Annotated in this window: 23 protein-coding genes; 8 read left to right on the forward strand and 15 right to left on the reverse strand. The window is 68.3% G+C overall.

Annotated elements, in window-relative coordinates; genetic code table 11:
• Positions 1-21: 21 nt before the first annotated feature.
• Positions 22-729 (forward strand): DUF4166 domain-containing protein, encoded by a 708-nt coding sequence (locus tag CFN17_RS19105; protein ID WP_208749241.1) that lies wholly within the window; start codon positions 22-24, stop codon positions 727-729.
• On the opposite strand, the gene CFN17_RS19110 is transcribed toward CFN17_RS19105, so the two are convergent.
• The 7 genes from CFN17_RS19110 to mnmA all read right to left on the reverse strand — a co-directional run bounded on the left by CFN17_RS19110 (position 730) and on the right by mnmA (position 9,310).
• The gene (locus CFN17_RS19110) at positions 730-1,770 is read right to left on the reverse strand and encodes a hypothetical protein (RefSeq protein ID WP_208749242.1); all 1,041 of its coding nucleotides are present in this window, start codon (positions 1,768-1,770) and stop codon (positions 730-732) included.
• Between the two features lie 2 nt (positions 1,771-1,772).
• Complete coding sequence (locus CFN17_RS19115; RefSeq protein WP_208749243.1) at positions 1,773-2,192, reverse strand: chorismate mutase; 420 nt, start codon at positions 2,190-2,192, stop codon at positions 1,773-1,775.
• Positions 2,193-2,354: 162 nt separating this feature from the next.
• Positions 2,355-4,058, reverse strand: a complete 1,704-nt coding sequence (locus CFN17_RS19120; protein WP_208749244.1) for an ABC transporter ATP-binding protein — start codon at positions 4,056-4,058, stop codon at positions 2,355-2,357.
• Positions 4,055-5,068 carry an ABC transporter permease gene (locus tag CFN17_RS19125; RefSeq protein ID WP_208749245.1) on the reverse strand — a complete coding sequence of 338 codons (1,014 nt, stop codon included), beginning with the start codon at positions 5,066-5,068 and terminating at the stop codon, positions 4,055-4,057. Before CFN17_RS19125 ends, CFN17_RS19120 begins: the two co-directional genes overlap by 4 nt.
• A 2-nt stretch (positions 5,069-5,070) precedes the next feature.
• Positions 5,071-6,162, reverse strand: a complete 1,092-nt coding sequence (locus CFN17_RS19130) for an ABC transporter permease (RefSeq protein WP_208749246.1) — start codon at positions 6,160-6,162, stop codon at positions 5,071-5,073.
• 132 nt (positions 6,163-6,294) lie between these two features.
• Positions 6,295-7,923, reverse strand: coding sequence for an ABC transporter substrate-binding protein (locus CFN17_RS19135; RefSeq protein ID WP_208749247.1), 1,629 nt, complete (start codon positions 7,921-7,923; stop codon positions 6,295-6,297).
• A gap of 274 nt (positions 7,924-8,197) precedes the next feature.
• Positions 8,198-9,310 (reverse strand): tRNA 2-thiouridine(34) synthase MnmA, encoded by a 1,113-nt coding sequence (gene mnmA, locus CFN17_RS19140; protein WP_208749248.1) that lies wholly within the window; start codon positions 9,308-9,310, stop codon positions 8,198-8,200.
• Positions 9,311-9,498: 188 nt separating this feature from the next.
• Here mnmA and CFN17_RS19145 point away from each other — a divergent pair, with 188 nt between their 5' ends.
• On the forward strand, positions 9,499-10,737 hold the full coding sequence (locus CFN17_RS19145) for an NAD(P)/FAD-dependent oxidoreductase (protein WP_208749249.1): 1,239 nt from the start codon (positions 9,499-9,501) through the stop codon (positions 10,735-10,737).
• A 14-nt stretch (positions 10,738-10,751) separates the two neighbouring features.
• Here CFN17_RS19145 and CFN17_RS19150 read toward each other — a convergent pair whose 3' ends face one another.
• Together CFN17_RS19150 and CFN17_RS19155 are read right to left on the reverse strand one after the other, a co-directional pair.
• Positions 10,752-11,981 (reverse strand): cysteine desulfurase family protein, encoded by a 1,230-nt coding sequence (locus CFN17_RS19150; RefSeq protein WP_208749250.1) that lies wholly within the window; start codon positions 11,979-11,981, stop codon positions 10,752-10,754.
• A gap of 29 nt (positions 11,982-12,010) precedes the next feature.
• Positions 12,011-12,733 (reverse strand): metalloregulator ArsR/SmtB family transcription factor, encoded by a 723-nt coding sequence (locus CFN17_RS19155; protein ID WP_208749251.1) that lies wholly within the window; start codon positions 12,731-12,733, stop codon positions 12,011-12,013.
• A 91-nt stretch (positions 12,734-12,824) separates the two neighbouring features.
• Between CFN17_RS19155 and CFN17_RS19160 the strand changes: the two genes are divergently transcribed.
• From CFN17_RS19160 to CFN17_RS19180, 5 genes are all read left to right on the forward strand, one after another.
• On the forward strand, positions 12,825-13,238 hold the full coding sequence (locus CFN17_RS19160) for a hypothetical protein (protein ID WP_208749252.1): 414 nt from the start codon (positions 12,825-12,827) through the stop codon (positions 13,236-13,238).
• A gap of 121 nt (positions 13,239-13,359) precedes the next feature.
• A complete protein-coding gene (locus CFN17_RS19165) occupies positions 13,360-14,343 on the forward strand; it encodes a J domain-containing protein (RefSeq protein WP_208749253.1) in 984 nt (327 codons plus the stop codon).
• 29 nt (positions 14,344-14,372) lie between these two features.
• Complete coding sequence (locus CFN17_RS19170; RefSeq protein ID WP_208749254.1) at positions 14,373-14,840, forward strand: tRNA (cytidine(34)-2'-O)-methyltransferase; 468 nt, start codon at positions 14,373-14,375, stop codon at positions 14,838-14,840.
• 210 nt (positions 14,841-15,050) lie between these two features.
• Entirely contained in the window at positions 15,051-15,656 is a 606-nt protein-coding gene (gene sigK, locus CFN17_RS19175) for an ECF RNA polymerase sigma factor SigK (protein ID WP_222612644.1), read from the forward strand.
• 10 nt (positions 15,657-15,666) lie between these two features.
• The gene (locus tag CFN17_RS19180; RefSeq protein WP_208749255.1) at positions 15,667-16,527 is read left to right on the forward strand and encodes an anti-sigma factor domain-containing protein; all 861 of its coding nucleotides are present in this window, start codon (positions 15,667-15,669) and stop codon (positions 16,525-16,527) included.
• Positions 16,528-16,667: 140 nt separating this feature from the next.
• Here the strand turns inward: CFN17_RS19180 and CFN17_RS19185 are convergent, their stop codons facing one another.
• The 6 genes from CFN17_RS19185 to CFN17_RS19210 form a co-directional block, all read right to left on the reverse strand.
• The gene (locus tag CFN17_RS19185; RefSeq protein WP_208749256.1) at positions 16,668-18,080 is read right to left on the reverse strand and encodes a gluconate:H+ symporter; all 1,413 of its coding nucleotides are present in this window, start codon (positions 18,078-18,080) and stop codon (positions 16,668-16,670) included.
• Between the two features lie 35 nt (positions 18,081-18,115).
• Positions 18,116-18,646, reverse strand: coding sequence for a gluconokinase (locus CFN17_RS19190; protein WP_208749257.1), 531 nt, complete (start codon positions 18,644-18,646; stop codon positions 18,116-18,118).
• 76 nt (positions 18,647-18,722) lie between these two features.
• Complete coding sequence (locus CFN17_RS19195) at positions 18,723-19,502, reverse strand: PIG-L deacetylase family protein (RefSeq protein ID WP_208749258.1); 780 nt, start codon at positions 19,500-19,502, stop codon at positions 18,723-18,725.
• Positions 19,503-19,505: 3 nt separating this feature from the next.
• Positions 19,506-20,459: an electron transfer flavoprotein subunit alpha/FixB family protein gene (locus CFN17_RS19200; RefSeq protein WP_208749259.1), complete on the reverse strand. Its 954-nt coding sequence runs from the start codon at positions 20,457-20,459 to the stop codon at positions 19,506-19,508.
• Positions 20,460-20,475: 16 nt separating this feature from the next.
• On the reverse strand, positions 20,476-21,276 hold the full coding sequence (locus CFN17_RS19205) for an electron transfer flavoprotein subunit beta/FixA family protein (RefSeq protein ID WP_208751598.1): 801 nt from the start codon (positions 21,274-21,276) through the stop codon (positions 20,476-20,478).
• Positions 21,277-21,561: 285 nt separating this feature from the next.
• Positions 21,562-23,220 carry a trypsin-like peptidase domain-containing protein gene (locus tag CFN17_RS19210; protein WP_208749260.1) on the reverse strand — a complete coding sequence of 553 codons (1,659 nt, stop codon included), beginning with the start codon at positions 23,218-23,220 and terminating at the stop codon, positions 21,562-21,564.
• Between the two features lie 307 nt (positions 23,221-23,527).
• Here CFN17_RS19210 and CFN17_RS19215 point away from each other — a divergent pair, with 307 nt between their 5' ends.
• Entirely contained in the window at positions 23,528-25,579 is a 2,052-nt protein-coding gene (locus CFN17_RS19215; protein ID WP_208749261.1) for a TPM domain-containing protein, read from the forward strand.
• Positions 25,580-25,618: the final 39 nt, after the last annotated feature.

A 25,618-nucleotide genomic window follows, 5' to 3' on the forward strand; every position in this document is an offset into this window, starting at 1 on the left:
GGCCCGGACCCAGGAGGAACCGTGAACACCCCGATCTACGAACGCGCCCTGGGCAGGGACTTTGCCCGGCTGCAACCCGAACTCCAAGCCTACTTCTCCCTGGCGCCGGGCTCCGGCCACTACGGGGTGGGCGAAGGCGTGTTCGACGTCGTCGGCTGCCGCCAGGCCTGGCTGCGTCCCCTCCTGCGGCTCACCGCCGGCGAACAGGCCTTCTTTCCCGAGTACGGCGAGGGCATCCGTTTCCGGATCGAGAACCACGCCCACCTTGACCCCTTCGGCAGGTCCAGCCTGACCGCCCGGCGGGAAATCTTCTTCCCGGGGACCACCCGGCTGTTCCAGGACACCACCAGCCTTGACGGAGCGGGAGGCAGGTCCGGGCTCGTGGACTACGTCGGCCGGTTCCGGCGGCTCGTCACGGACCTCAACCTCAGCGTCACGCCGGAAGGCCGGCTCCGCGGCGTGTCCGAGGCCTCCCGGCTGTTCGCGGGACCCTTGCGGATTCCGCTGCCGGCGGCCCTGGACGCCAAGGCCTACGCCGAGCAGTGGTGGGAACCGGACAACGGCGGCCGGCACCGGATCCAGGTCAAGGTGATCCAGCCCCAGCTCGGCCTCGTGCTGGTGTACGCCGGCCGTTTCGACTACCGGCTCGAGCCCTACCCCGGCGGAGTCACGGCGCCCGGGCACCTGCCCGGCTACGCCCGGCCGGACCGCTGGGAGCGCCGGGTCTGACTAGCCCAGGGCGAGCTGGTTGAGCCCGTCCGCCACCTGGGTCAGCCTGGTCAGGACCGCCGTCGCCGCGGCCGGCGAATGCCGGGCCAGGCCGTCCGACGGGGTGACCCGCACAGCCCCCAGCGCCGAGGCCGGAAGACCCAGCTGCCGCCACGGCCGCCACACGGTGTCCACGACCTCGCCCACCCGTGGCAGCGCCGCGGGGTCGGTGACGTCGAGCGCGCCGGCCCACAGGCGTTTGCCGGCTTCCACCGCGGCCGCGAGCTGCTCCCACTGACGCGAGGTCAGGGCGCGCAGCGGCACGGCGATCCCGTCCGCACCCGCGGCCAGGATCCGCTCGAACGGGGCTTCGACCTCGGCGACTGCTACGACGGTCTCGGCGGCGCCCGCGGCGCGGATGGCGTCGATGACCAGCTGCCAGGACTCGGTGACTTCACTGCCGGGTACCGAGCGCAGCGTGCGGTAGCCGCTGGCGGTGGGGATGGTTCCGGCCAGCACGGACGCGATGTCCGGCTCGTCCAGCTGGACCGTGATCCGCGCACCGGGGGCTGCCGCAGCCACCCGTTTGAGGTAGCCTTCCACGCCCGCGGCGAGGGACGCGGCAATGTCCCGGCGGGCGCCGAAGTCGATCAGGGCCCGTTCGCCGTTGTGGAGGTGGAGTCCGGCGGCCAGGCTGAGCGGTCCGCGGAGCTGGATCTTGATGTCGTCCGCCGATACTTCCTCGGCGCCAATCACATCGGCCAGGATGTTGATGTCGGTGGACAGCGCCGATTTTGCCCGCAGCAGGTCCTTGCCGGGACGGTCCACCAGCCTCCAGCCGTGCGGCTGGACATCGACGGGGAGTTCCACGAGCAAGGAGGCGGACCGGCCCACAGCATCGGAGCCGACGCCGCGGTCAGGGAGCTCGGCCAGGAACGGCAGGTGCGGGCTGCCGAGCTCGCCGCGGATGATGCGGGCGGCCTCAGCCGGGTCGTCCCCGGGCCAGGGGCCCAGACCTGTGGCGGTGACCTGGCCGGAAGCGGAAGCCTCTGGTGCGGCCATGGCTACGCGTCGGCGGCGCGGACGGCGTCCGTCGCGCCGGCGGCCTGGACGGCGGCCTGGTGGTCCTCGGCGATGGCCTCGTGGTGGCGGATGACCTCGCCGATGATGAAGTTCAGGAACTTCTCGGCGAAGGCAGGGTCCAGGTGCGCCTCGGCGGCGAGGTGCCGCAGCCGCGCGATCTGCGCCGTTTCACGGCCCGGGTCCCCCGCGGGGAGCTGGTGCGCGGCCTTGAGGAAGCCCACCTTCTGCGTGGCCTTGAAGCGTTCGGCGAGGAGGAAGACGAGGGTGGCATCGATGTTGTCGATGCTGGAGCGGATCGACAACAGCTCCGCCATCACCGCGGGGTCCACGGAACCGGCCAGCGAACTGGCTGCCGGGTCGTAGGAATCGGTGTCAGGAAGATTGAGGTTCTGCTCGGTCATTGACCCAGTCTATTGGTACCTCAGCCAATGCTTTCTGCTGTTAAGCCCGGTTGCCGCCGGGGCGCGAGCCCCGGAACGGGACATGCCCGCCGTTCATTGCGAACGGCGGGCATGTCCCCTGCGCGGCGGCGCCGGCGGCACCCGCGGGCAGCTCGGACCGCGTCAGCTGTGGAGCACGGCCCGGAAGGCCTCGCGCCGGCGGGCCTGTTCGTCGGGGTCCGGAACGGGCAGCGAGGCGATGAGTTTCTTCGTGTAGTCGTGCTGAGGGTTGCCCATGACCTGGCTGCCGAGGCCCTGCTCCACCATCTTGCCCTTGTAGAGCACCCCGACCCAGGTGGAGAGCATGTCCACGACGGCGAGGTCGTGGCTGATGAAGAGGGCCGCGAAGCCGAACTCCTCCTGGATGTCCTTGAACAGTTCCAGCACCACGGCCTGCACGGACACGTCCAGGGCCGACGTCGGCTCATCGGCGATGAGCAGCTTGGGGTTCAGGATGAGCGCCCGCGCCAGGGAAGCGCGCTGGCGCTGCCCGCCGGAGAGTTCATGCGGAAACCGGTCAGCGAACGACGCCGGAAGCTGCACCGATTCGAGCAGCTCACCGACCCGTTTGCGCGCCTCGGCCGGGGAAGGGTTCGCGTGGATGAGCAGCGGTTCGGCCACGCAGTCGCCGATGGTCAGCTGCGGGTTGAACGAGGCTGCCGGGTCCTGGAACACGAAGCCGATCTCCTTGCGCAGCGGCTTGAAGGTCCGTTCCTTGAAGTTCAGCATTTCGTAGCCCAGCACCTTGAGGCTGCCGCCCGTGGTCCGGTTCAGCCCGGCGATGGCCCGGCCGATCGTGGTCTTGCCGGACCCGGACTCCCCCACCAGGCCGAAGACTTCGCCTTCGGACACTGTGAAGCTGACGCCGTCGACCGCTTTGAAGGCCGGGCTGCCCAGCCGGCCCGGGTACTCGATGGTCAGGTCTTTGGCCTCGACCAGCACCTTGCCGCCCTGGTGGGCGCGTTCGGTCATGCCCTCCGATGCGGAATTGCGGCCCAGGTGCGGGACGGCGGCGAGCAGCTTACGGGTGTAGTCCTCCTTGGGCTGGGCGAACAGCACCCGCGAGGTCGCTTCCTCCACGACGTCACCCTGGTACATGACCACCACGCGGTCGGCGAGGTCGGCGACCACGCCCATGTTGTGGGTGATCAGCACGATGGATGTCCCGTACTTGTCGCGCAGGTCCCGCAGCAGTTCCAGGATCTCGGCCTGGACCGTGACGTCCAGGGCCGTGGTCGGTTCGTCGGCCACGATAAGTCCCGGGTTCAGGGCCAGTGCGGCAGCAATGACGACGCGCTGCTTCTGGCCGCCCGAGAACTGGTGGGGGTAGTAGTTGACCCGGGTTTCCGGATCCGGGATGCCCACTTTCCGGAGGGCTTCGATGGCCCGCGCTTTCGCCTCCTTGGCCGAGACCTTGTTCCCGCTCGCGGCGTCGGCGTGCGCCCGGATGCCCTCGGCAATCTGCCAGCCGACGGTGTAGACCGGGTTGAGGGCGGTGGACGGTTCCTGGAACACCATGGCGACGTCGCGTCCGCGGATCTCCCGCAACTTGGCTTCGCTGACGCTAATGACGTTGTTGCCGTTGATCAGGACTGCGCCCTGGCTGGTCGCCGTCTCCGGCAGCAGGCCCAGGATGGTCTTGGCCGTCACGGTCTTGCCGGACCCGGATTCGCCCACAATGGCGACAACCTCGCCGGGGTTGACCTCGAGGCTGACGTCCTTGACGGCGTACACGTCCCCGGCGTCGGTGGCGAAGGTGACCTTGAGGCGGTCGATGTCCAGGACCGGGCCTGCGTCCCTGGCCGGCTTGTCAATGTTGGTGGTCATAGAACTCTCGATTCTGCTTCGAGTGCAGCCTGGGTGCCGGCGGTTGAATCGGGTCCGCCCTTGCCGGCGGCTGCCTTCCTGCGGCCCCGGAGGCGGGGATCGTTAAGGTCGTTGATGCTCTCGCCCACCAGGGTCAGTCCAAGGACGGTCAGGACGATCGCCGTACCGGGGTACACGCCCGTCCACCAGATGCCCGAGGAAGCATCCGCGATGGCCTTGTTGAGGTCGTAGCCCCATTCGGCAGCGGAGGACGGTTCGATGCCGAAGCCCAGGAAGCCGAGCCCGGCCAGGGTCAGGATCGCCTCCGAGGCATTCAGCGTGAAAATCAGCGGCAACGTGCGGGTGGCGTTCTTGAAGATGTGCCGGCCCATGATGCGGACGCTGGACGCACCCACCACCTTGGCAGACTCGACGTACGGCTCCGCCTTCAGCCGGATGGTCTCGGCCCGGATCACGCGGAAGTACTGCGGGACGAAGACGACCGAAATGGAGATGGAGCACGCAACGATGCCGCCCCAGAAACTGGACTGTCCATGATTGATGACGATCGACATCACGATGGCCAGCAGAAGGGACGGGAAAGCGTAGATCGCGTCGGCGATCACGACGAGCGCCCGGTCCAGCCAGCCGCCGAAGTAGCCGCTCAGCAGGCCGAGTGCGACGCCCAGGAAGATCGACATCACGACGGCCACGACGATCACGACAAACGCCGTCTGCGCGCCCCAGAGCACGCGGGAATAGACGTCATAGCCGGCCACGGTGGTTCCCCAGATGTGGGCCGGGCTGGGCGGAGCCTGGGCCGGGAACGTTCCGGCCGCGTCGCTGAGCTGGGCGAAGCCGTAGGGTGCGATCCACGGTGCCAGTGCCGCCGTCAGCAGGAAGACGACGGTCAGCACCAGGCCGGTGACGAGCATGCCGCGCTGCAGCCCGACGCTCGACCGAAAGTGCGAGATCACCGGCAGCCGGTACATGAGGGGCTGCTTGCGCCCGCTTACTGTGCTTGCATTCATGGCTAGTACCTCACTCGCGGGTCGATCAGGGCTGCGACGACGTCCACGATGAAGTTCGTGACGGCGACGATGACCGCCAGCAGCACGACAATGCCCTGGACGGCGACGAAGTCGCGGGCGTTCAGGTACTGCACCAGCTGGTAGCCGAGGCCCTTCCACTCAAAGGTGGACTCCGTGAGGACGGCACCGCCCAGCAGGAGGGCGATCTGGAGTCCCATCACCGTGATGACCGGGATCAGCGCAGGCTTGTAGGCATGCTTCGTGACGAGCCGGTAATTGCTGACGCCGCGGGACCTGCCGGCCTCAACGTAGTCCTTGCCCAGCGTGCCGATGACGTTGGTGCGGACCAGCCGGAGGAAGACCCCCGCCGTCAGCAGGCCCAGGGTGACCGCCGGGAGGACCGAATGGGATGCGACGTCGCCGAACGCGGCCATGTTGCCGCTGCGCAATGCATCGAGCCAGTAGATCCCCGTCGGTGCGGCCAGGCTTCCCATGGCCAGTTCGGTCCGGGTGGAGGCCCGGCCGGCGACGGGCAGCCAACCGAGCCAGACCGAAAAGGTCAGCTTCATCAGCAGGCCGGCGAAGAACACCGGGGTGGCGTAGCAGAGGATGGCGAAGAACCGCAGGACGGCGTCCGGTGCCTTGTCGCGCTTGTAGGCGGCGATCAGACCGAGCGGGATGCCTACCACCAACGCGACGATGAGGGCGTTGATGGCCAGCTCGAGGGTTGCGGTGCCGAAGGTCAGGAGCATTTCGACGACGGGGCGGCGGTCGGTGATGGTGGTGCCGAAGTTGCCGGTCGCCACTTGCCCCACGTATTCCAGATACTGCACCAGGATGGGGCGGTCATACCCGGCTTCATGAATGCGCTGCGCCAGCGCCTCTGGCGGCAGCCTGCCGCCCTGGGCGGCGGTGATGGGGTCGCCGATGACCCGCATCAGGAAGAAGACCATGGTCACCAGGATGAAAATGGTCGGAATGATCAGGAAGAACCGGACCAGGATGTAGGTCCCCAGTCCCCCGCCTGAGGATTTTTTCTTGGACGGAAGAAGTCCGTCGGCGTCGCTGGGCGGCGCCTCTATCAATGTTGTCATTGGTACCTAATGTTGTGCGTTCGCGGCCAGGGGCCGGCCGCGGGTGCTGCAGGGTGCGGCATGACCAGCAAAGGCGGGGCGCCTCGAGGGCGCCCCGCCTCGCAGGCCGGTCAGGACAGCAGGGTCGCAGCCCTACTTGGAAACAGTTCCCAAACGGAACTTGAAGGAGGCATCGAGGGTGGAGTCGACACCCTTGACGCCGCTGCCGGAGATGGCAACCTGCGCGCCCTGGAGCAACGGAAGCGTGGAGATGTCCTTGGCGAGGGCATTCTGTGCATCCTTGATCGTGGACTCGCGTTCAGTCTTGTCAACGGTGGTGAGCTGCTTGTTGATCAGGTCGTTGACGGTCGGGTTGTTGTAGTGGTTCTTCAGGAAGCCGCCTTCCGGGAAGAACGGGGTCAGGTAGTTGTCAGCGTCGCTGAAGTCCGGGAACCAGCCGAACTGGAACAGCGGGTATTCATCTGCCCGGCTGGCCTTGCTGTAGGTGACCCATTCGGTGGACTGCAGGTTGACCTTGAACAGGCCGGACTTCTCCAGCTGGTCCTTGATCATGGCGTACTCGTCGCCGGAGGACTTCCCGTAGTGGTCCGGGTTGTACTGCAGGTTCAGCGTCACCGGGGTGGTCACGCCGGCGTCGGCCAGGACCTTCTTGGCCTTGTCCAGGCTGGGCTTGCCGGCGTCGCCGTAAGCGTCCTTGAACGATTCGTTGGCGCCGAGGAAGCCGTTGGGAACGTTGGAGTACAGGGGCAGGTAAGTGCCCTTGTAGACCTGGTCCGCGATGGCCTGGCGGTCAACGAGGTTGGCGATGGCCTGGCGGACGGCGGTGGCCTTGGCCGGGTCGGCATCCGGAGCCTTGGCGCCGAACGGCATGGTGTCGAAGTTGAACGTGATGTAGCGGATCTCGCCGCCGGGACCCACGTTGACCTTGACCTTGGAATCCTTCTTCAGGTCGTCGATGTCGGTGGCGCTGAGGCTGCGGTTGGCGACGTCGATGTTGCCCTGCTGGATGTCCAGCTTCATGTTGGTCGGGTCCGCGTAGTACTTGATCGTGGCGGCGTCGTTGGCCGGCTTGCCAAGGACACCCTGGTAATCGGGGAACGCCTTGAAGCTGATCAGTTCGTTCTTCTTGTACGTGTCGATCACGTACTGGCCGTAGAAGGCCTTGGCCTTGACGATCGAGTCGTCGTCGAGGAGCTTGTCGGCCGGGAAGACTTCATCGTCCACGATCGGCGCGGCGGGGCTGCTGAGGATCTGCGCGAAAGTCTGGTCGTTGGCCAGCTTCAGCTTGAAGACCACGGTGTTGGCGTCCGGGGCGGTGACGCTCTCCACGTTGGCCAGGAGGCTGGCGGGGCCGGCGGGATCATTGATCTTGATCTGCCGGTCGAAGGAGAACTTGACGTCCTTGGAGTCGAGCGTGTGGCCGTTGGCCCACTTAAGCCCCGGCTTGAGCTTGACCGTGTATTCGGTCGGCGAGGTGAAGGACGCGGACTCGGCAAGGTCCGGAACGGGCTCGGCGCTGCCCGGCTTCGAGTTGAGCAGGAAGGAGTAGATCTGGTTCATCACCATAAACGAGCCGTTGTCGTACGAGCCCGCGGGATCCAAGGCGGTGACCTTGTCCGTGGTGCCGTAGGCGATCGGTCCGCTTGCGGCGGCTGATGACCCGCCCGAGCCACCGGACGGCCCGGTGCAGGCCGTCAGTGCAAAGGCGGAAACCCCGGCCAGCGCGATAACGCTGTGCCAGGCCTTTTTGTGCATTGCCATCTGTGAACTTTCTGTTCGATGCGTTTTGGCGCAGCCCAAGTGAGACGAAGGTCTCGTCGGGCGGCACGCTTTGCTGATCCCTAGATTCAACCAGACAACCACATGGTGAATCGTTGCATTTTGTGAGTTGAGACACAAAATTTATACGATTCGAAGCTTTCTTCCACTTTTCTCCGGATTTCTTGGGATTTCCGGTCGGATCTTCGGCCCGCAGACGGCGCAGGGCCCCGCCGGGTGGCGGGGCCCTGCACTGGAGTCGGTGTATTTGCTGGCGTTACAGCGGGGCGCGCTGCAGGGACCGTGCCGCATCGATGGTGGCCTGGCCGAGCACCCGGCTGCCCTGGTAGAGGACGACGGTCTGGCCGGGGGCCACACCGCGCAGGGGTTCGTCGAGGGTGACCACGAGCCCGTCGCCGGCCATACGGGCACGGGCGGGCACCGGGTCGCCGTGGGCGCGGACCTGGGCGTAGCAGTCGAACTCCGCCCCGGTGGCCACCTCGGCGATCGGCAGCCCGGCCCAGGAGACCTTGATGCCGCGGATCTCGTCGATGGCGAGCAGCGCCTCCGGGCCCACCACCACCTTGTTTTCCTTGGGCCGGATTTCCAGCACGAACCGTGGCTTGCCGTCCGCGGCCGGCGTGCCGAGCTTCAGGCCCCGGCGCTGGCCGACCGTGAAGGCGTTGGCGCCGGGGTGCTCGCCGACCTTCGCCCCGGATTCGTCGACGATGTCTCCCGCAGTCATTTCGATCTTTTCGGCGAGCCAGCCGGCGGTGTCGCCGTCGGGAATGAAGCAGATGTCGTGACTGTCGGGCTTGTTCGCCACCGACAGCCCCCGGCGCTCGGCCTCGGCGCGGACCTCGGCCTTGGACGGTGTGTCGGCCAGGGGGAACATCGAGTGCTTGAGCTGCTCGTGGGTCAGCACGCCAAGGACGTAGCTCTGGTCCTTGGCCCAGTCCGCGGCGCGGTGAAGTTCCGGGTTGCCGTCGGCGTCGGTGATGACCTTTGCATAGTGTCCGGTGCAGACGGCGTCGAAGCCCAGCGCGATCGCCTTCTCCAGGAGGGCGGCGAACTTGATGCGCTCGTTGCAGCGCATGCACGGGTTGGGCGTGCGGCCCGCGGCGTACTCGTCGATGAAGTCCTGAACGACGTCCTCTTTGAACCGCTCGGAGAAGTCCCACACGTAATAGGGGATCCCGAGGATGTCGCAGGCACGCCAGGCGTCCCGGGAGTCCTCGATCGTGCAACAGCCGCGGCTGCCGGTTCGCAGGGTGCCGGGCATCCGGGACAACGCCAGGTGGACCCCGACGACGTCGTGGCCGGCCTCGACGGCGCGGGCGGCGGCAACGGCGGAATCAACGCCGCCGCTCATGGCTGCAAGAACTCGCATACTGGCTTTCTCTAGCTTTCGGGGATGTCGCGGGCCCGCTCCGGTCAACGGCGGTTAGCACAAAGCCTGCGGCCCCATTCTATCGCCACGCCGATTCCCCGCCCAAAACCCTTGACCCGGCGCAGGTCTGGAATCTAAAGTCAAAGAACGTCATTTTAGAGGGCGGGACCGGCGGAAGCGAGCGGATCATGGCCACTGAGGGCATCGTCATCGTAGGCGGCGGGCTGGCAGGGGCAACAGCTGCCAAGACGCTGCGCGCCGAAGGATTCGCCGGATCCGTCACCGTACTCGCCGCCGAGCCCCATCCGCCGTACCTGCGCCCGCCGCTCTCCAAGGACTACCTGCTGGGCACGTCCGGCGAGGAAGCCCTCCCGGTGGCGCCGGAGGACTGGTACGGCGCGAACGACGTCGACCTCCGGCTCGGCTCCCGGGCCGTGGCAATGGACCCGGCCGCACGGGCCGTCACGCTCGACGACGGCAGCGAACTGCACTACGCTTCCCTGCTGCTCGCGACCGGGGCTCAGCCCCGCAGCGTCCCGTTGCCCGGCAGCGGGCTGGAGGGGGTCAGCACCTTCCGCACGGTCGAGGACAGCAGGCGGGTCCGCCGCGCCCTCGCCGGGGGCGGCCGGAATGTCGTTATGGTCGGTTCGGGATGGATCGGGATGGAACTGGCCGCGGCCGCCAGCATTTACGGCAACACGGTCACCCTGATGGGCCTGGAAGAGGTGCCCCTGGCCGCCGCAATCGGCCCCGATCTGGGCGGCTTCTTCCGGTCCCTGCATGAGGCCCACGGCGTACGGTTCCTCCTGCCGGCGTCGGCCGCGGAAATCACCGGCAGCTCCGGGCGCGTCACCGGCGTCCGCACCAGCACCGGCGAACTCCTGCCGGCGGACCTGGTGGTCATTGCCGTGGGTGTGGTCCCGGAGGTGGGGCTGGCCGAGGCGGCGGGCCTCGGGATCCGCAACGGGATCCTCACCGACGCCTCCCTGCGCACCGGGACCCAGGGGGTCTTCGCGGCCGGCGACGCCGCCAACGCCCTGCATCCGTTCACCGGGGAGCACCACCGCAGCGAGCACTGGTCCAACGCGCTCAACGGCGGCAAGGTGGCTGCGCGGTCAATGCTGGGCCTTGAGGCCAGGCTGGATGTCATCCCGTACTCCTACACGGACCAGTACGACGTCAGCATGGAGTACTCGGGCTTCTCGTCGCTCGTGTCAGGGCCGCCGGTGATCCGCGGCTCGCTCCAGGACAAACAGTTCGTGGCCTTCTGGCAGCGGGAGGGCCGGGTGGTCGCCGGGATGAACGTCAACTGGCCCCGATCCGCCAAGCCGCAGAAGGCGATCAAGGCGCTCATCGCTTCACGCGCCGGCGTCAGCCCCGGGCTTCTCATGGATTCCTCGGTGCCGCTGGAGGAACTCCCGGCGTAGCCCGGAACTCCGGTTCAGCCGTCGGCGGCGGCGCGGCGCGCCACGGTGCCCGCCGTCTGGATGCTGGATTCGTGCCCGGCCATGCCGGCCTGCCGGGCCCGCGCATACGCGTCCGGCAGCGCCGCGAGCAGGGCGTCGACGTCCGCGCCGGTCGAGGAATGCCCCAGGGTGAACCGCTGCGCGCCGCGCGCCGTGTCCTCGTCCAGGCCCATGGCCAGCAGCACGTGGGAGGGCCGCGGGACGCCGGCGGTGCAGGCGGAGCCCGTGGAGGATTCAACGCCGGCCAGGTCCAGCAGGAACAGCAGCGAATCGCCCTCGCAGCCGGGGAACGTGAAGTGCGCATTGCCGGGCAGCCGCCCGGCCCCCGGGGCGCCGCGCAGCACGGCCTCGGGCACGGCCGCCCGGACTCCGTCGATCAGCCGGTCGCGCAGGCCGGCGATGCGCGCAGCCTCCTCGGGGAGCTTCGCGGCCACGGCTTCTGCGGCCGCGGCGAAGGCGGCGATCGAGGCGGTGTCCAGCGTGCCGGAGCGGACATCCCGTTCCTGTCCACCGCCGTGCTGCACCGGGGTCAGTTTCACGGCCCGCCCCAGGAGCAGGGCTCCGACGCCCACCGGGCCGCCGATCTTGTGCCCGGAAATGGACATGGCATCCAGGCCCGAGCCGCGGAAATCGACCGGGACTGACCCGAAGGCCTGGACGGCGTCGGAGTGCACCGGCACCCCGGCACGGTGCGCCAGCTCCACAATCCGGGCGACCGGCTGGATGCTGCCGACCTCGTTGTTGGCCCACATGACGGTGACGAGGGCGATCGACGCCGGGTCGCGGGCGAGCTCCGCCTCCAGTGCGGCCAGTTCGACGACCCCGTCGGCGTCGACGGGCAGCCAGCAGACTTCCGCACCCTCGTGCCGTTCGAGCCATTCCACCGTGTCCAGGACGGCATGGTGCTCGACGGCGGAGCACAGGATCCGCGTGCGGGCCGGGTTCTCGGCGCGCCGGGCCCAGTACAGGCCCTTGACCGCCAGGTTGTCCGCTTCCGTGCCGCCGGAAGTGAAGATGATTTCGGACGGGTGCGCGCCGGCGGCGGCGGCGAGCGCTTCTCGGGAGTCTTCAACGACACGGCGCGCCCGCCGTCCCGCGCCGTGCAGCGACGAGGGGTTGCCGGTCCGGGACAGTTCGCGCGTCAGCGCCGCCAAAGCTTCCGGGGCGATGGAGGTGGTGGCGGCATGATCGAGGTATACGGGCACGGGCCAATTCTACCCGCGGGGATGCCGCGTCACAGCGGCCGGATCCGGGCGCAGCACTGGGCCGGCTGCGCGGCCCCGCGTTCCCTCAGGGCTTCGATCGGGAGCGCCTCCACCCGTTCCGGGTCGACCCCCAAGGCGGTGGCGGCCCCGCAAAGGAACGCGCCATTCATGGCACAGACCACGTCCGCATGGCCCGCGGCGAGGCGGTGGAACGGGCAGTTCAGCAGCAGCAGGCCCCCGCCGCCGTCGTCCGCCGGGCCGTACCCCTCCCCCGCGAGGAAGTCCGCGAAGACGGCGGCGTCCCCCTCCCCGGCCACCGCACCGGCCGCCGCTGCGGCGGCCGACTCCCCCCGGGAGCGGGCGGCCCGGAGCAGTGCGTCCCGGGGCGATCCGCCGTCGTGCGTTGCTGCCTCGACCGCGGACACCAGCAGCTCGGCGGCGAGATCGTAGTGGCGCTCCGGGACCGAGGCCGCCACCTCCTGCACGGCGGCCCGGTACAGCTTGGCCGGCCGGCCCGAGCCGGGGCCTTCCCGTCCCCCGAGCTTGCGGAACTCCACGGCCAGCAGCCCGTCGCTCACCAGGCGGTCCAGATGGAACGAGGCGGTGCTGCGGGCCAGGCCCACGGCCGCGGCAGCGTCGTCCCGGCTGACGGCGTCTGCCGCGGAGGCGACGACGTCGAACAGCCGCCGGCGGTTCTCATCCCCCAGGGACGCGACCGCCGTGAGGCGTCGGCGCCAGGAAAGTTTGGTCATGGGAACAGGATATCTCTAAAAACAAGAATCGTTGCTTAATCCCGACGGCCGGATCTAAAATCAGAATATCCATTTTTAGAAGGAGTCCGATATGAAAACCTCCCCATTCCCCGCCACGTCCGCACGGCCTCTCGCGGCGGACCCGCACCGCCAGGCGTTCCTGCTGCTGCGGACCGTCTTCACCGTCGCGCCGATCATCTTCGGCCTGGACAAGTTCACCAATCTGCTGACCGACTGGACCATGTACCTGGCCCCTGCGGCCACCGCGGTGGTCCCGCTGCCGGCCCAGACCATCATGTATGTCGTCGGCGTCGTGGAAATCCTCGCCGGCATCGCGGTGGCCGTGCGTCCCCGGTTCGGTTCGGCACTCGTGGCCGCGTGGCTGCTGGGCATCATCATCAACCTGATGGTGCTGGGCGGTTTCTACGACGTGGCGCTGCGGGACTTTGGACTGCTCGTGGCGGCGCTGGCCCTGAACCGGCTGTCACCGCGCCGGGCGGCGTAGCCGGGAACCATCCCGGTACGCGCGCGCGTTGATCCTCCAGCCGGTTAAACTGGCCACGCCGGAGCTCGCGAAGGGTCCCGGCACGTTCAGCGCCGGCACCACCGATGAAAAGGATTTCTGTTTGACGCAGGGCAGCAGCTCGCACTACCAGGTCCTCAGGATCCCCGTGACGGCGACGGACAAGGAGATCAAGGTCGCGTACCGGAAGGCGGCCCGGCTCGCCCACCCGGACCACGGGGGCGATCCGGCCGCGTTCCGGCGCGTCACCCTCGCCTACGAAACGCTCATCGACGCGAAGCGGCGCGCGGACTACGACCGCTCGTACGGCAGCGGGACGGGCGCCTATGCGACCCCGGCCGCGGAGGAGGGGGCGCACTTCGATGCCCCGGCCGCGGGCAGCAGGGCGTCGGCCAATGTGCGCCGGCCGAACACGCCGCGGAGCACCGCGGGGGACGCGCCCGTCTATGTCCCGCCCTTCGAACAGTTCGGTGCGGGGACCGCGGTGCCGCTGATTCCGGCGGATGTGGCCCGCCAGCAGGTCCACGGGATGCCCCGCAAGCGCGGGATCTTCGGGGCCGAGGCGCGGATCCAGCGCGAGATGCGCACCGTGCAGCTGATCAGCAGGCAGATCCTGACGGCGATTCCGGCGGCGCGCCTTATTAACGGTCTGCAGTCGCCTGCGGACAACAGCCACATCGACCACGCGCTCCTGTCCGGCTACCGGCTGGCGATCATCGGCTCCATGCTGCTGCCGCCCGGCGCGTACGCGTGGAACGGCAGCACGCTGACCCACGGCGGGCGCTCGGTCGCACCGCCCCAGCTTGCGCACGTGGTGCGCCGGATGCAGGATATCTTTCCCGAGCTCAATGTGACCGGCTGGATCGTTGTCCACAGCACGGACGGCAACCTGCACCAGCCGGTCATCGACCGGCACCGCCGCCTGCCCGGCGGCCAGGGCCGCGGCTACGAGGAGAACTCGGGGCTGGTCGAGGTGGTCAATGCCGCGGGCCTGGCCCGCGGCCTCAAACAGTTCCTCGGCTCGGGCCCGGCCCCCAATACCGTCAACGTCCCCGTGCTGGCCCGGCTGCTGCGCGGGATGCATTAGGCCCGACGCCGGATCGCTAGGATGGGACGGTGTTCCGCATCCTCTTCTACACCCCCGAAATTCCCGGCAATACGGGCAATGCCATCAGGCTGGCCGCCATCACGGGCGCCGAGCTGCATCTGGTGGAGCCGCTGGGCTTTGATTTTTCCGATGCCAAGCTCCGGCGCGCCGGCCTCGACTACCACGACCTCGCCGTCGTGACCGTTCACAAGGACCTCGACGCGGCCTGGGCGGCATTGCAGCCCGAGCGGGTCTTTGCCTTCACGTCCGACGGCGAAACCACCTACACGGACATCCGCTACCGGGCGCGCGACGTCCTGTTGTTCGGTCCGGAATCCGTGGGGCTGCCGGAGGACATCAAGCACCGCCCCGAGGTGACGTCCCGCGTCCGACTGCCGATGCTGCCGGCCCTGCGGTCACTGAACCTCGCCAACGCCGCCTCCATTGCCGTCTATGAGGCGTGGCGCCAGAACGGGTTCGCCGGGGCCAAACTGTAGCCCGCCGGCGGCAGGCATCCTGCTGCAGGTCCCGCCCATCCGCGCTGCCCGCCGCACCGAATCACTTCTGAAGACGGCAGGTCAGCCGTCCCCGCAACACACCACAGCGGGCCACCGGAAGGGAGCGAGGAACGGCGGGTGAGCACACTTCATTTGGGCCGGCGCATCGCTGGTCCGCCTTCGCCCGCAGGCGCTTTATGCTTGGGGGTAATGGAAACTCCGAACGCCCCGAACCCCGAGGCCTCCGCACCCGCCGGCACGTCCGCCGACATCAACAGCAGGCTGGGCAGCCTGCTGGAACTGATTGCCCAGGGCGACCAGGCAGCTTTCGCGGAATTCTACGGGCTGACTTCCCGGCGGGTGTTCGGCATGGCACGCCGGGTACTGATCGACACCGAACTGAGCGAGGACACCACGCAGGAAGTCTTCCTCCAGGTGTGGCAGAACGCCGCCAAGTTCGATGCCGCTGCCGGCAGCCCGCTCGCCTGGCTGATGACGATCTCGCACCGCCGCGCGGTGGACAAGGTCCGGTCGTCCCAGTCCGCCACCGACCGCGAAGCCAAGTACGGCGCCAGCAGCCAGGAGATCGACCACGATTCGGTTGCGGACGAGGTGGGCACCCGGCTCGAGGCCGAGGCTGTGGTCCGGTGCCTGGAGACACTGACCGACACGCAACAGGAATCCGTCCGGCTGGCATACTACGGCGGCCTGACCTACCGCGAAGTGGCCGAGCGGCTCAACGCCGCCGTTCCCACGATCAAGTCCCGCATCCGCGACGGACTCATCCGACTGAAGACCTGCCTGGGGGTGAGCTGAATTGACCGACATGAACAACCATGACCGCAACCGCCGCCCCGGCGGCTTCACGGCAGACATCGCCACGGACCTAGCCGCAGGCCGCGTCGTGGACCTGGCCGAGATCTACGCCCTCAACGCCCTGGACGACGCCGAGCGTGCCGCGATCGATCATTTCCTCGCCTCGGCACCCGCCGCCGACCGGGATGCGTTCAACAAGCGCGTCCGTCAGGCCCGGGAGACCCTGGCCACGAGCTTCACCGCTGAGGAAGAGCCCCCGACCGGGCTGCTGGACCGGATCCTGGCCACGCTGCCGGCACAGGCGACGGCACATCCTGCGGCACAAACCGCGGCACCGGCAGTGCCACGCCCGGTGCGCGACGCCACGGAAATGCCGATCGCTGACGAACTTGGTGAAGCCCGGAAGCGCCGGGACGAACGCCGCCGCCCGCAAGGCATGCGGAACTGGCTTATCGGCGTCGCCGCCGCGGCGGCGATCGCCCTTGGCGGCGTCGGCGTCGGCGCCTATGTGGCCAACCAGAACGATCCGCTTAACCAGGTGATGCAGGCCGGTGACGTCCGGCAGGCCACCGTCGATGTCAACGGCGGCGGCACCGCCACCGTGACGATTTCCCCGTCCAAGGACGCCGCCGTCGTCAAGATGAACGGCGTCCCGGCCCCGCCTGCGGGCAAGGTCTACCAGATGTGGCTGATCCCCAAGGACGGCTCGGCTCCGGTGTCGCAGGGCCTCATGGATGCTGAAGCCCTGTCCAAGCCGGCGGTCGTCAAGGGCATCGGCTCTGCTTCCTCCCTGGGCATCACCGTGGAGCCGGCCGGCGGATCCGCGTCGCCGACCCTTCCCACCGTCGCCGCCGCGCCGCTCGGCGCGTAGGGCACCGCCTCCAGCGCCCGCGGGAAACCGGTCCGCGCAGGACAACGAAAAGCCGTCCGGGCCTTGGCACCTTCCGCTGAAGGGGCCAAGGCCCGGACGGCCTTTGTGCATTGTCCGCGGCTCTGGACCGTGGTGTCCGGCTAAATGACGAGCGAGAGCAGCATGACCAGGCCGAAGCCCACCACCGAGATCAGCGTCTCCATCACGGACCACGTCTTGAACGTCTGGCCCACCGTCAGTCCGAACAGTTCCTTGACGAGCCAGAACCCGGCGTCGTTCACGTGCGAGAAGAACAGGGAACCGGCGCCGATGGCCAGGGCCAGCAGTGCGGCGTGCGTCGGTGACAGCGAGCCGGCCAGCGGGGCCACGATGCCGGCCGCCGTCACCGTGGCGACGGTCGCCGAGCCTGTGGCCAGGCGCAGGGCGACCGCCACGATGAAGCCGAGCACCAGCACGGACATGTTGGTCCCCTCGGCCCAGGCCTTCACGGAGTCCCCCACCCCCGCACCGATCAGCGTCTGCTTGAAGCCGCCGCCGGCGCCGACGATCAGGAGGATTCCGGCGATCGGGCCGAGGCTGGCGCTGATCTTCTTGGTGATCAGGGCTCCGTTGAGCCCGACGGCGTAGCCGAAAGTCACCATGGCCAGCAGGACGGCCAGGGTCATGGCAACCAGCGGCTGCCCGACGAAGTCGAAGAAGGTCCGGATGGCCGGGGCCGTCTTGGGGTCGGGCCAGATGATGTCCATGACGGCCTTGAGCAGCATGAGCACCACCGGGAACAGGATGGTCAGCAGCGTGACGAGGAAGCTCGGCGGGCGCTTGACGCCTTCCAGGTCCGCGCCGTGCACGGTGTCGACGCCGCCGGCGACAGCGGGAGCGCCGACAGGCACCCACCGGGCCGCCAGGCGGGAGAAGAGCGGGCCGCAGATGATCACCGTGGGGACGGCAACGAGGATGCCGAGCGCCAGGGTGGTGCCGAGATCGGCTTTGACGGCGCTGATCGCGATCAGCGGTCCCGGGTGCGGCGGCACCAGGCCGTGCAAAACGGACAGGCCGGCCAGCGCCGGGATCGCGATGCGCATGAGCGGCATCTTCGACCGCTGGGTGACCAGGACGATAACCGGCAGCAGCAGGACGAGGCCGATTTCGAAAAACATCGGCAGGCCGATGATCACGGCAACGAGCGTGATGGACCAGACGAGCTTGTTGCCGGTCGCTTTGGCCAGGAGGGTATCGACCACCCGGTTGGCGCCGCCGGAGTCAGCCAGCAGTTTGCCCAGCATGGCGCCGAGGGCGACCAGCAGGCCGACTTCCTTCAGGACGCCGCCCACACCGTCCTCGAAGTTGGCGATCACCTTGGCCGGATCCACGCCCGCGGCCAGGCCGACAAATCCGGAGCCCAGGATCAGGGCCAGGAAGGGATGGAACTTGAACTTGGCGATCAGCACCACGAGCAGGACGATGCCCAGGCCCGCAATGAGCAGTAGTTGGGTGTTAACGCCGGTGCCGGCGTCAACGGCAGCCGGAAGCTGCGTTGCAAAAAGAGATGTCACAAAATTTCCTTGGTGGACGGCGGAACGCGGGAGGCTCAGGGCCGGGCGTTGGCGGCGTCGAGGCTGAGTCGGGTGATGATTTCCTGTGCTTCCTCCGCGGGCGGCGCGGAGACGGACAGGGAGATGAAGTTTTCGTCGGCCGTGGGCGCTTCGAGCGCCTCGAACTGGGATTCGAGCAGGGACGGGGGCATGAAGTGGCCGTGGCGGGAGGCCAGGCGGTCGGAGATCTTGTCCCGCGATCCTTCGAGGAAGACGAAGACCACGCCTTCTCCCCGCAGGACGTCCCGGTAGCGCTTCTTCAGCGCCGAACATGTCACGATTCCCGGCGTTCCGGCCGCCGTGTGGGCCCGGATCCAGTCGGCAATACGTTCCAGCCAGGGCCAACGGTCCTCGTCGGTCAGCGGCTCGCCGGCGTGCATCTTGGCCACATTGGCTTCGGGGTGCAGGTCGTCGCCTTCGGCGAGATCCCAGCCCAGCCGGCCGGCCAGCAGCCCCGCGACGGTCGATTTGCCCGAGCCGGAGACTCCCATGACCACGAGAACGGGGTGGTGCGCAGTCTTCGCCATCAAAGTCTGCCTCTCATCAAATAAATATGATTTAAACAGAGGCAAGCATATGGCAGCGGCAGTGTGTGCGGCAACACTAAAAGCCGGCGATGGTCCCCGGACCGTTGACTGTGACGACATGGAAGGCCTCCGCGCTGCGTCCGGCGGGAAGCCCCGCGCGCTCCCCCGTCGCGAGCATGAGGCCCCGGACCGTGCGCTCCATGGCGTCGACATCAGGATGCTGGCTGACGTGGATGTGGATGGCGGCAAGCTTGCCCTCCACATGCTCTGTGACGTCCACGAAGTGGTTTTCGCGCTCCTCGGGGCCGGCGAAGAGCCACAGCCAGGGCAACTTGTAGGCTTCCAGCCCGGCCTCGGCCAGTTCCGGGTACGCGAACGGGTTTTCCAGCGCCGGGTACACGGCCCGGGTCACGGCCTCCCCCACCGCCAGGTGGTCCGGGTGGCTCTTCTGGATCCGGTTCCAGTTGCGTTCCGGATGCATGGACAGGACGACGTCGGGCCGCAGCTGCCGGATCAGGCGCACCACCTCACGCATCACCTCGTGCGAGGCTTCGAGATAGCCGTCCCGCTGGTGCAGGTAGTGGATGTCCGTGACGCCGACGAGGGCGGCGGCGCGCTCCTGTTCCGCGGTGCGCAGCCGCACGATCTCGTCGCGCTGTTCGGGGTCGAAGCCGCCGGCGTCGCCGTCGGTCATGATGCAGTAGCTGACCTGGACGCCGGCGGCGGTCCAGGCCGCAACCGTGCCGGCGGCGCCGAAGTCGATGTCGTCAGGGTGGGCCGTGAAACAAAGCACCCGCTCGATCCGGGAGGTCTCCGGATCGAACGGGCTTTGCGCCGGGGCGGCGGTGGAGCTCATCGGTCAGCCTTGGCGCTTCTTGATTTCCGCGGTGGCCTGCGGCAGCACCTGGAAGAGGTCGCCCACAACACCGAAGTCCGCGATCTCGAACACCGGTGACTCGGCGTCCTTGTTCACGGCGACGATCACCTTGGCCGTCTGCATGCCGGCCTTCTGCTGGATGGCGCCGGAGATGCCCGCGGAGATGTAGAGCTGCGGCGAGACGGTTTTGCCGGTTTGCCCGATCTGCGCGTCGTGGCCGATCCAGCCGGCGTCCGTGGCGGCGCGCGAGGCGCCGATGGCCGCGCCCAGGGCGTCGGCGAGGTCTTCCAGGGGGCCGAAGTTGCCGTCCACCCCGCGGCCGCCGGCCACGACGATCCGCGCCTCGGTCAGCTCCGGGCGCCCGCTGGCGGGCTTTTCGTTCCGTGCCGTGACGCGGGCCGCGGCGGCGGTGGCGTCGGCCGGGAGCCCGACGGTGACGCTGTCCGGAGCCGCGGCGGGCGCCGCGGGCTCGGGCGTGACACTGTTGGGCTTCACGGTCAGCACGGAGACGGGCGTCGTGGCCTTCGCTGTGGTGGTGTAGGACCCGGCCAACACAGACTTGTGCGCCGTTCCGTCCGGGTCCACGGCCACGACGTCGGTGATGACGCCGGCGCCGAGTTTGATGCCGAGCCGGGCGGCGATTTCCTTGCCTTCGGCGGAGTTCTCGGCGAGGACCACGGTCGCAGCGGAGGCGTGCACCGCGGCCGCCAGGTAGGACGCCTTCGGGCCCACGAGGTAGTCGTCGAGGTCGTCGGCCGAGGGCAGGTAGAGCGTCCGGGCGCCGTATTCGCCCAGGGTGCGGGCGACGTCGTCGTGCAGTTCGCCGTTGACGGCGACCACGGATTCGCCCAGGGACCGGGCGATCGTGAGCAGCTCCAGGCTGGATTTCTTCAGCGCCTGGCCGGGGTTGTCGATGAAAACGAGTACTTTTGCCATGTTCGGATATTCCCCTTTAGAGCAGCTTCTGGGCGGCCAGGAACTCGACCAGCTGAATGCCGGCGTCGCCTTCGTCGGTGATGATGGTGCCGGCCGTGCGGGGCGGACGGACCTCTGCGGTCTCGACGGCGGTCCAGGAGCCGGCACTGCCCACCTGCGACGCGTCGACGCCGATGTCGGCCAGGGAGAGCGTGGTGATGGTCTTCTTCTTGGCCGCCATGATGCCCTTGAAGTTGGGGTAGCGGGGGTCGTTGATCTGGTCGGTGACCGAGACGACGGCCGGCAGCGGCGCCTCAACGGTATCGGAGTGCGTGTCGCCGTCGCGGCGCGCGGTGAGCTGGCCGCCGTCGAGCTCCAGCGACGCCGCGAAGGTCACCTGCGGAAGGCCCAGGCGCTCGGCGAGCTGTGCCGGGACGAGGGAGGTCTCGCCGTCCGTGGAGGCCATGCCCGTGAGGATGAGGTCGGCCGGGGCGTCCGCGCCGAGGTGGCGGATAGCAGCGGCCAGGGCCAGCGACGTTGCGGCGGCGTCGGACCCGGCAAGGGCCTCGTCGCTGAGGTGCACGCCCTCGGTGGCGCCGATCTGCAGGGACTTCTTCACCGCATTGACGGCGCCGGCCGGGCCCATGCTCAGGGCAATGACCTTGTTGCCGGCCGCTTCCCCGCCGCGGGCCTCGATCAGCTGCAGCGCAGCCTCCAGGGCGTATTCATCCAGTTCGGAGAGAATGCTTTCGGAGCGGTCCGTGGTGTTTCCCGCACCGGTGAGGTGCCGGTCGAACTGCGCATCCGGGACGTGCTTGACCAGCACAATGATTTTCAGAGTCTCTTCCACTGTGTCTACAGCAGCCTTCCATGCGGGTGGATAGCCGCCCCTGGCGGGGTCATGGCAACGGAACGCCCGGCAGCCGGGCTGTTCCTAGCTAACCATAAAGCCGCGGCGCGGCGCCGCCTGGGTTAACGCCTGTGTCAGGGCCGGACACGGGAATGACAGGGCGCGGCGATGGCAGAGCATGGCAATGGCCGGGCCGCACCGCGCGGGTGCTGCCCGGCCATTGCCTGTGCCTGGTGCGCTGTTGCTACTGCACTGCCTCCAGGGGAGGTGTGCTTACTGTTCGGCTGCGGCGCCGAGGGTCACATCGACTTCCTTCTCCTGGCCGCCGCGCAGCACCGTGACCTTGACCGTGCCGCCGGCAGGCTGTTCACGCACCGCAGCGGTCAACTGGTTGGGATCGCTGATGGTCAGGTTCTGGAACTTCGTGACGACGTCGCCGACCTTGATGCCGGCCTTGTCAGCGGCCGAGCCGGACTCAACCGTCGCTACCTCGGCGCCCACGGAGAACCCGGAAGCCGACGAGCCGGCGGTCTTGGCCTTGACGCTGACACCGAACTGCCCGTGCGTGGCCTTGCCGTTGTTGATGATCTCCTGGGCCACGCGCTTGGCGTTGTTGATCGGGATGCTGAAGCCCACGCCGATGTTGCCGCTGCTGCTGCCGGTGGCCGAATCGCCGCCGGCGGAGGCGATCGCGACGTTGACGCCGATGATTTCACCCTTCGTGTTCACCAGCGCGCCGCCGGAGTTGCCGGGGTTGATGGCCGCATCCGTCTGGATGACATTGATCGAGATGGACCCCTGGTCTGCGGTGCTCTGGGACTGGCCGCCGCCGGGAGGTGCGAACTGGAAGCCCTGGTCGCCGCCCTGGGAGTTGTCCGCACCGTCCTTAGGCGCGGCCGAGGACGCCACGCTGATGGTCCGGTTCAGGGTGGAGACGATGCCGTCCGTGACAGTGCCGGTAAGTCCGAGCGGCGAGCCGATAGCGACGGCGGTGTCGCCGACATTGAGCTTGCCGGAATCACCCAGCGTTGCCGGGACCAGCCCGGAGGCGTTGTCAATCTTGATCACGGCGAGGTCGGAAAGGGGGTCGGTGCCGACAATCTTCGCGGAGTAGACCTTGCCGTCGTGGGTCCGGACTTCCACGGTGGCATTGGCCGCCTTGCCGTCGAGCGTCACCACGTGCGTGTTGGTCAGCACGTGCCCCTCGGCGTCCAGGATGATCCCGCTGCCGGTGCCGCCGTCGCTGCCGCTGGTGGCTTTGATGGTCACAACGCTGGGGGAAGCCTTGAGGGCGGCGGCTGAGATGGCGTTGACGTCTTCCCTGTTGTTGACGATCACCGGACCGGCCTGGCTCGAGGTGCTCGTGGACGCGGTCGAGGCACGGTCCGCCAGCAGCGCGTTGCTGCCGGCAACCACGCCGCCGCCGATCAGGCCGGCCGCCACGATGCTGGCCACGAGGGTCGGGACGCCGAACGCCGCCTTGCGCTTCGGGGCGTGCGCCGGGTCGTTCGCGAAGCTCTGCCCGGAAAAGCTCTGGCCGGAACCATAGGACGGTCCCGGCGGCTGGTTGCCATAGGGGGCGTAGCCGTAGTGCGGCTGGTTTCCTGCGGGCGCACCGTACGCGTGGGGTCCGGGCTGCTGGGGCTGGGTCTGTGAAGGCTGGGGCTGTGAGGGCTGGAGCTGGGGAGGCTGGGACTGGGAGTAGACCGGACGCGGCGCACCGTCCTCGGGGCGGTCCAGCCGGAGCGTCGGGTTCGCGGGCGTCGGGGCGGGCTGCGCAGGGACAGTCGGCTGCGTGACAGGCGGCTGCGCGGCGACATCAGGCTGCGCCGCGACATTCGGCTGCGCCGGCGCGCTATCCTGGGGCCCCGCCGGTTCCCGGTGGTGTTGTGTCGGCTCAGGTGACGCACCCGGCACTGGGTTCTCAGTCATGAGACTTCCTTTCATCCTCGTCTGCCTCTAACTATGGACGCTCAGACTGATACTAGAGCGGACATTTGCTGGGAGGTTCCTGAATGGATAGTCGGCGGCCGGCAGGGCTGTATTCCTGCACGGTTAACCTGCTTAAGCGCGTTTCGCTGGTGGCATATTCCCGTCGGTGGACGGCCATTTGGGTGCACCATAGAATCAAATGGAATTGCCACAGCGACCTGCGGCTTTACATCTGCGTGGGGGCGCTGCTGCATTCTGTGACGGCTGGTTCGACCGAACCGGTCCCAGAAGTGCTGAAGGGTTGCACATGCGGTCTAAGTTGAATCGTTTCCTCGCCGTCCTTGGCGTGGCCGGATTACTGGCGCTTCCCGCCGCCCCGGCCCTGGCCGAAGATCCGGTGACCATCCCGTCCGGGCAGAACATCGTGGACGACGCGAACGTGCTCGGCAGCCGCAAGGGCGAAGTCCAGGACGCGATCCAGCAGCTCCTGAAGGACCACAAGTACAACCTGTACGTCATCACGGCCAAGACGTTCGAGAACCCGACCGATCCCAAGGCGTGGGCCCAGGCCGTCGCAAAGAACAAGGGCATGGGCAAGGCCGACGTCATCCTCACGATGTCCGATGACGGCCACTACTACTTCTCCCCCTATTCGACCAGCGCCATCTACCCCAAGACCTCAAACATCGTGCAAAACGCGATCGTGCCCAACCTGGCCGGAGGCAAGCGCGACTTCGCGCAGGCGGCCATTGATACCGCGACTGCGGTGGGCGATGCTGCCGCCGGCGGCAGCGGCGCCGTCCAGTCCGGCGGCGGCGCGGGCAGCGCCGTCCTGGTGGGAGTCGGCGTCGTGGCCGTGGGCGGTGCGGGCACGTACCTGTACCTGCGCAGCCGCCGCAAGAAGGCGGCCCAGGGCGCCGGGGGCACCGCCGGGTCCCAGGGCGGCGCGCCGGATCCGCTGGCAGGCCTCAGCGTCGCCGAGCTGCGCCGGAAGAGTGACTCCCTGCTGATCGAAGCCGATGACGCCATCAAGTCCAGCGAACAGGAACTTGGATTCGCCCAGGCCCAGTACGGCGACTCCGCGGTGGGCAACTTCACCAAGGCACTGCAAGAGGCGAAGGGGCACATGACGGAGTCGTTCAAGCTGCAGCAGCAGCTCGACGACCACATTCCCGACACCGAGGAGCAGCAGCGCAGCTGGCTCGGCGAAATCATCCGCCGTTCCGAAGCCGCCCTGGCGTCGCTGCAGGAGCAGAAAGCCGACTTCGATTCGCTGCGCGAACTGGAGAAAAACGCCCCGCAGGCCCTCGCCGCGGTCGGTACCGGTGCCGCCGAGGCCCGGGAAAAGATTGCCAGCGCGGAACAGTCGCTGACCGAGCTGCGCGCCAAGTACGCCGAGAGCGCCCTGGTCCAGGTGGCGGACAACATCAACCAGGCCAAGGAACGCCTCGACTTCGTCCAAAACGCCTCCGCCGCGGCGCAGGAAAAGCTCGCGGCGGGTGAAAACAGCCTCGCCGCCGTCGCCGTGCGCGCCGCGGAGGAGAGCCTGCACCAGACCAACGTCCTGATCGGCGCCATCACCAAGGTGGCCAGCAGCCTCGGCGAGGCACGCAGCAGCCTGGAGGCCGCCGTCGTCGACACCGCCCAGGACCTTGCCCAGGCGAAGGCCATGATCCAGTCCGGCGCCCACCCGGAACTTTCCGGCCCGGTGGCCGCCGTGGAGGCCGCGCTGGCACAGGTCAAGGCCCAAATCCAGAGCGGCAAGATCGATCCGATCGCCACGCTGAAGCAGGTGGAAACGGCACACCAGACCCTCGATCAGGCCCTCGGCGGAATCCGCGACCAGCAGGAGCAGGTGCGCCGGGCCCAGGCCTCGCTGCAGCAGAGCATCATGTCGGCCCAGGCCCAGATCAGCGCGACATCGGACTACATCACCGCCCGCCGCGGCGGGGTCGGCACCGAGGCCCGCACCCGCCTGGCGGAGGCCCAGCGGAATCTGGACTACGCACTCTCCATCTCCCGCAACGACCCGGTGACGGCGCTCCAGTACGCCCAGCAGGCCTATGCGCTTGCGACGCAGGCCGCACAGCTGGCCCAGTCCGACGTTGACCACTTCGGCGGCTACGCCAGTCAGGGCTATGGCCGCGGCGGGATGTTCGGTGGCAGCGGCGGCGGAGGATTGGGCGGAGCGATCCTCGGTGGCATCCTCATCAACTCGATCCTTCACGGCGGTGGCGGCGGCGGCTGGGGCGGCGGTGGCGGCGGTGGCTGGGGCGGCGGTGACTCCGGCGGTGGCTGGGGCGGCGGCGAGTTCGGCGGAGGCGGCGATTTTGGCGGCGGTGACTCCGGCAGTTTCTAGCACCTGAAGCTTTACATCTGTTCACTGGAGGCAGTGAGG

Origin of the sequence: Arthrobacter sp. PM3 (assembly GCF_003352915.1) — a bacterium.
Classification (GTDB): Bacteria; Actinomycetota; Actinomycetes; order Actinomycetales; family Micrococcaceae; genus Arthrobacter.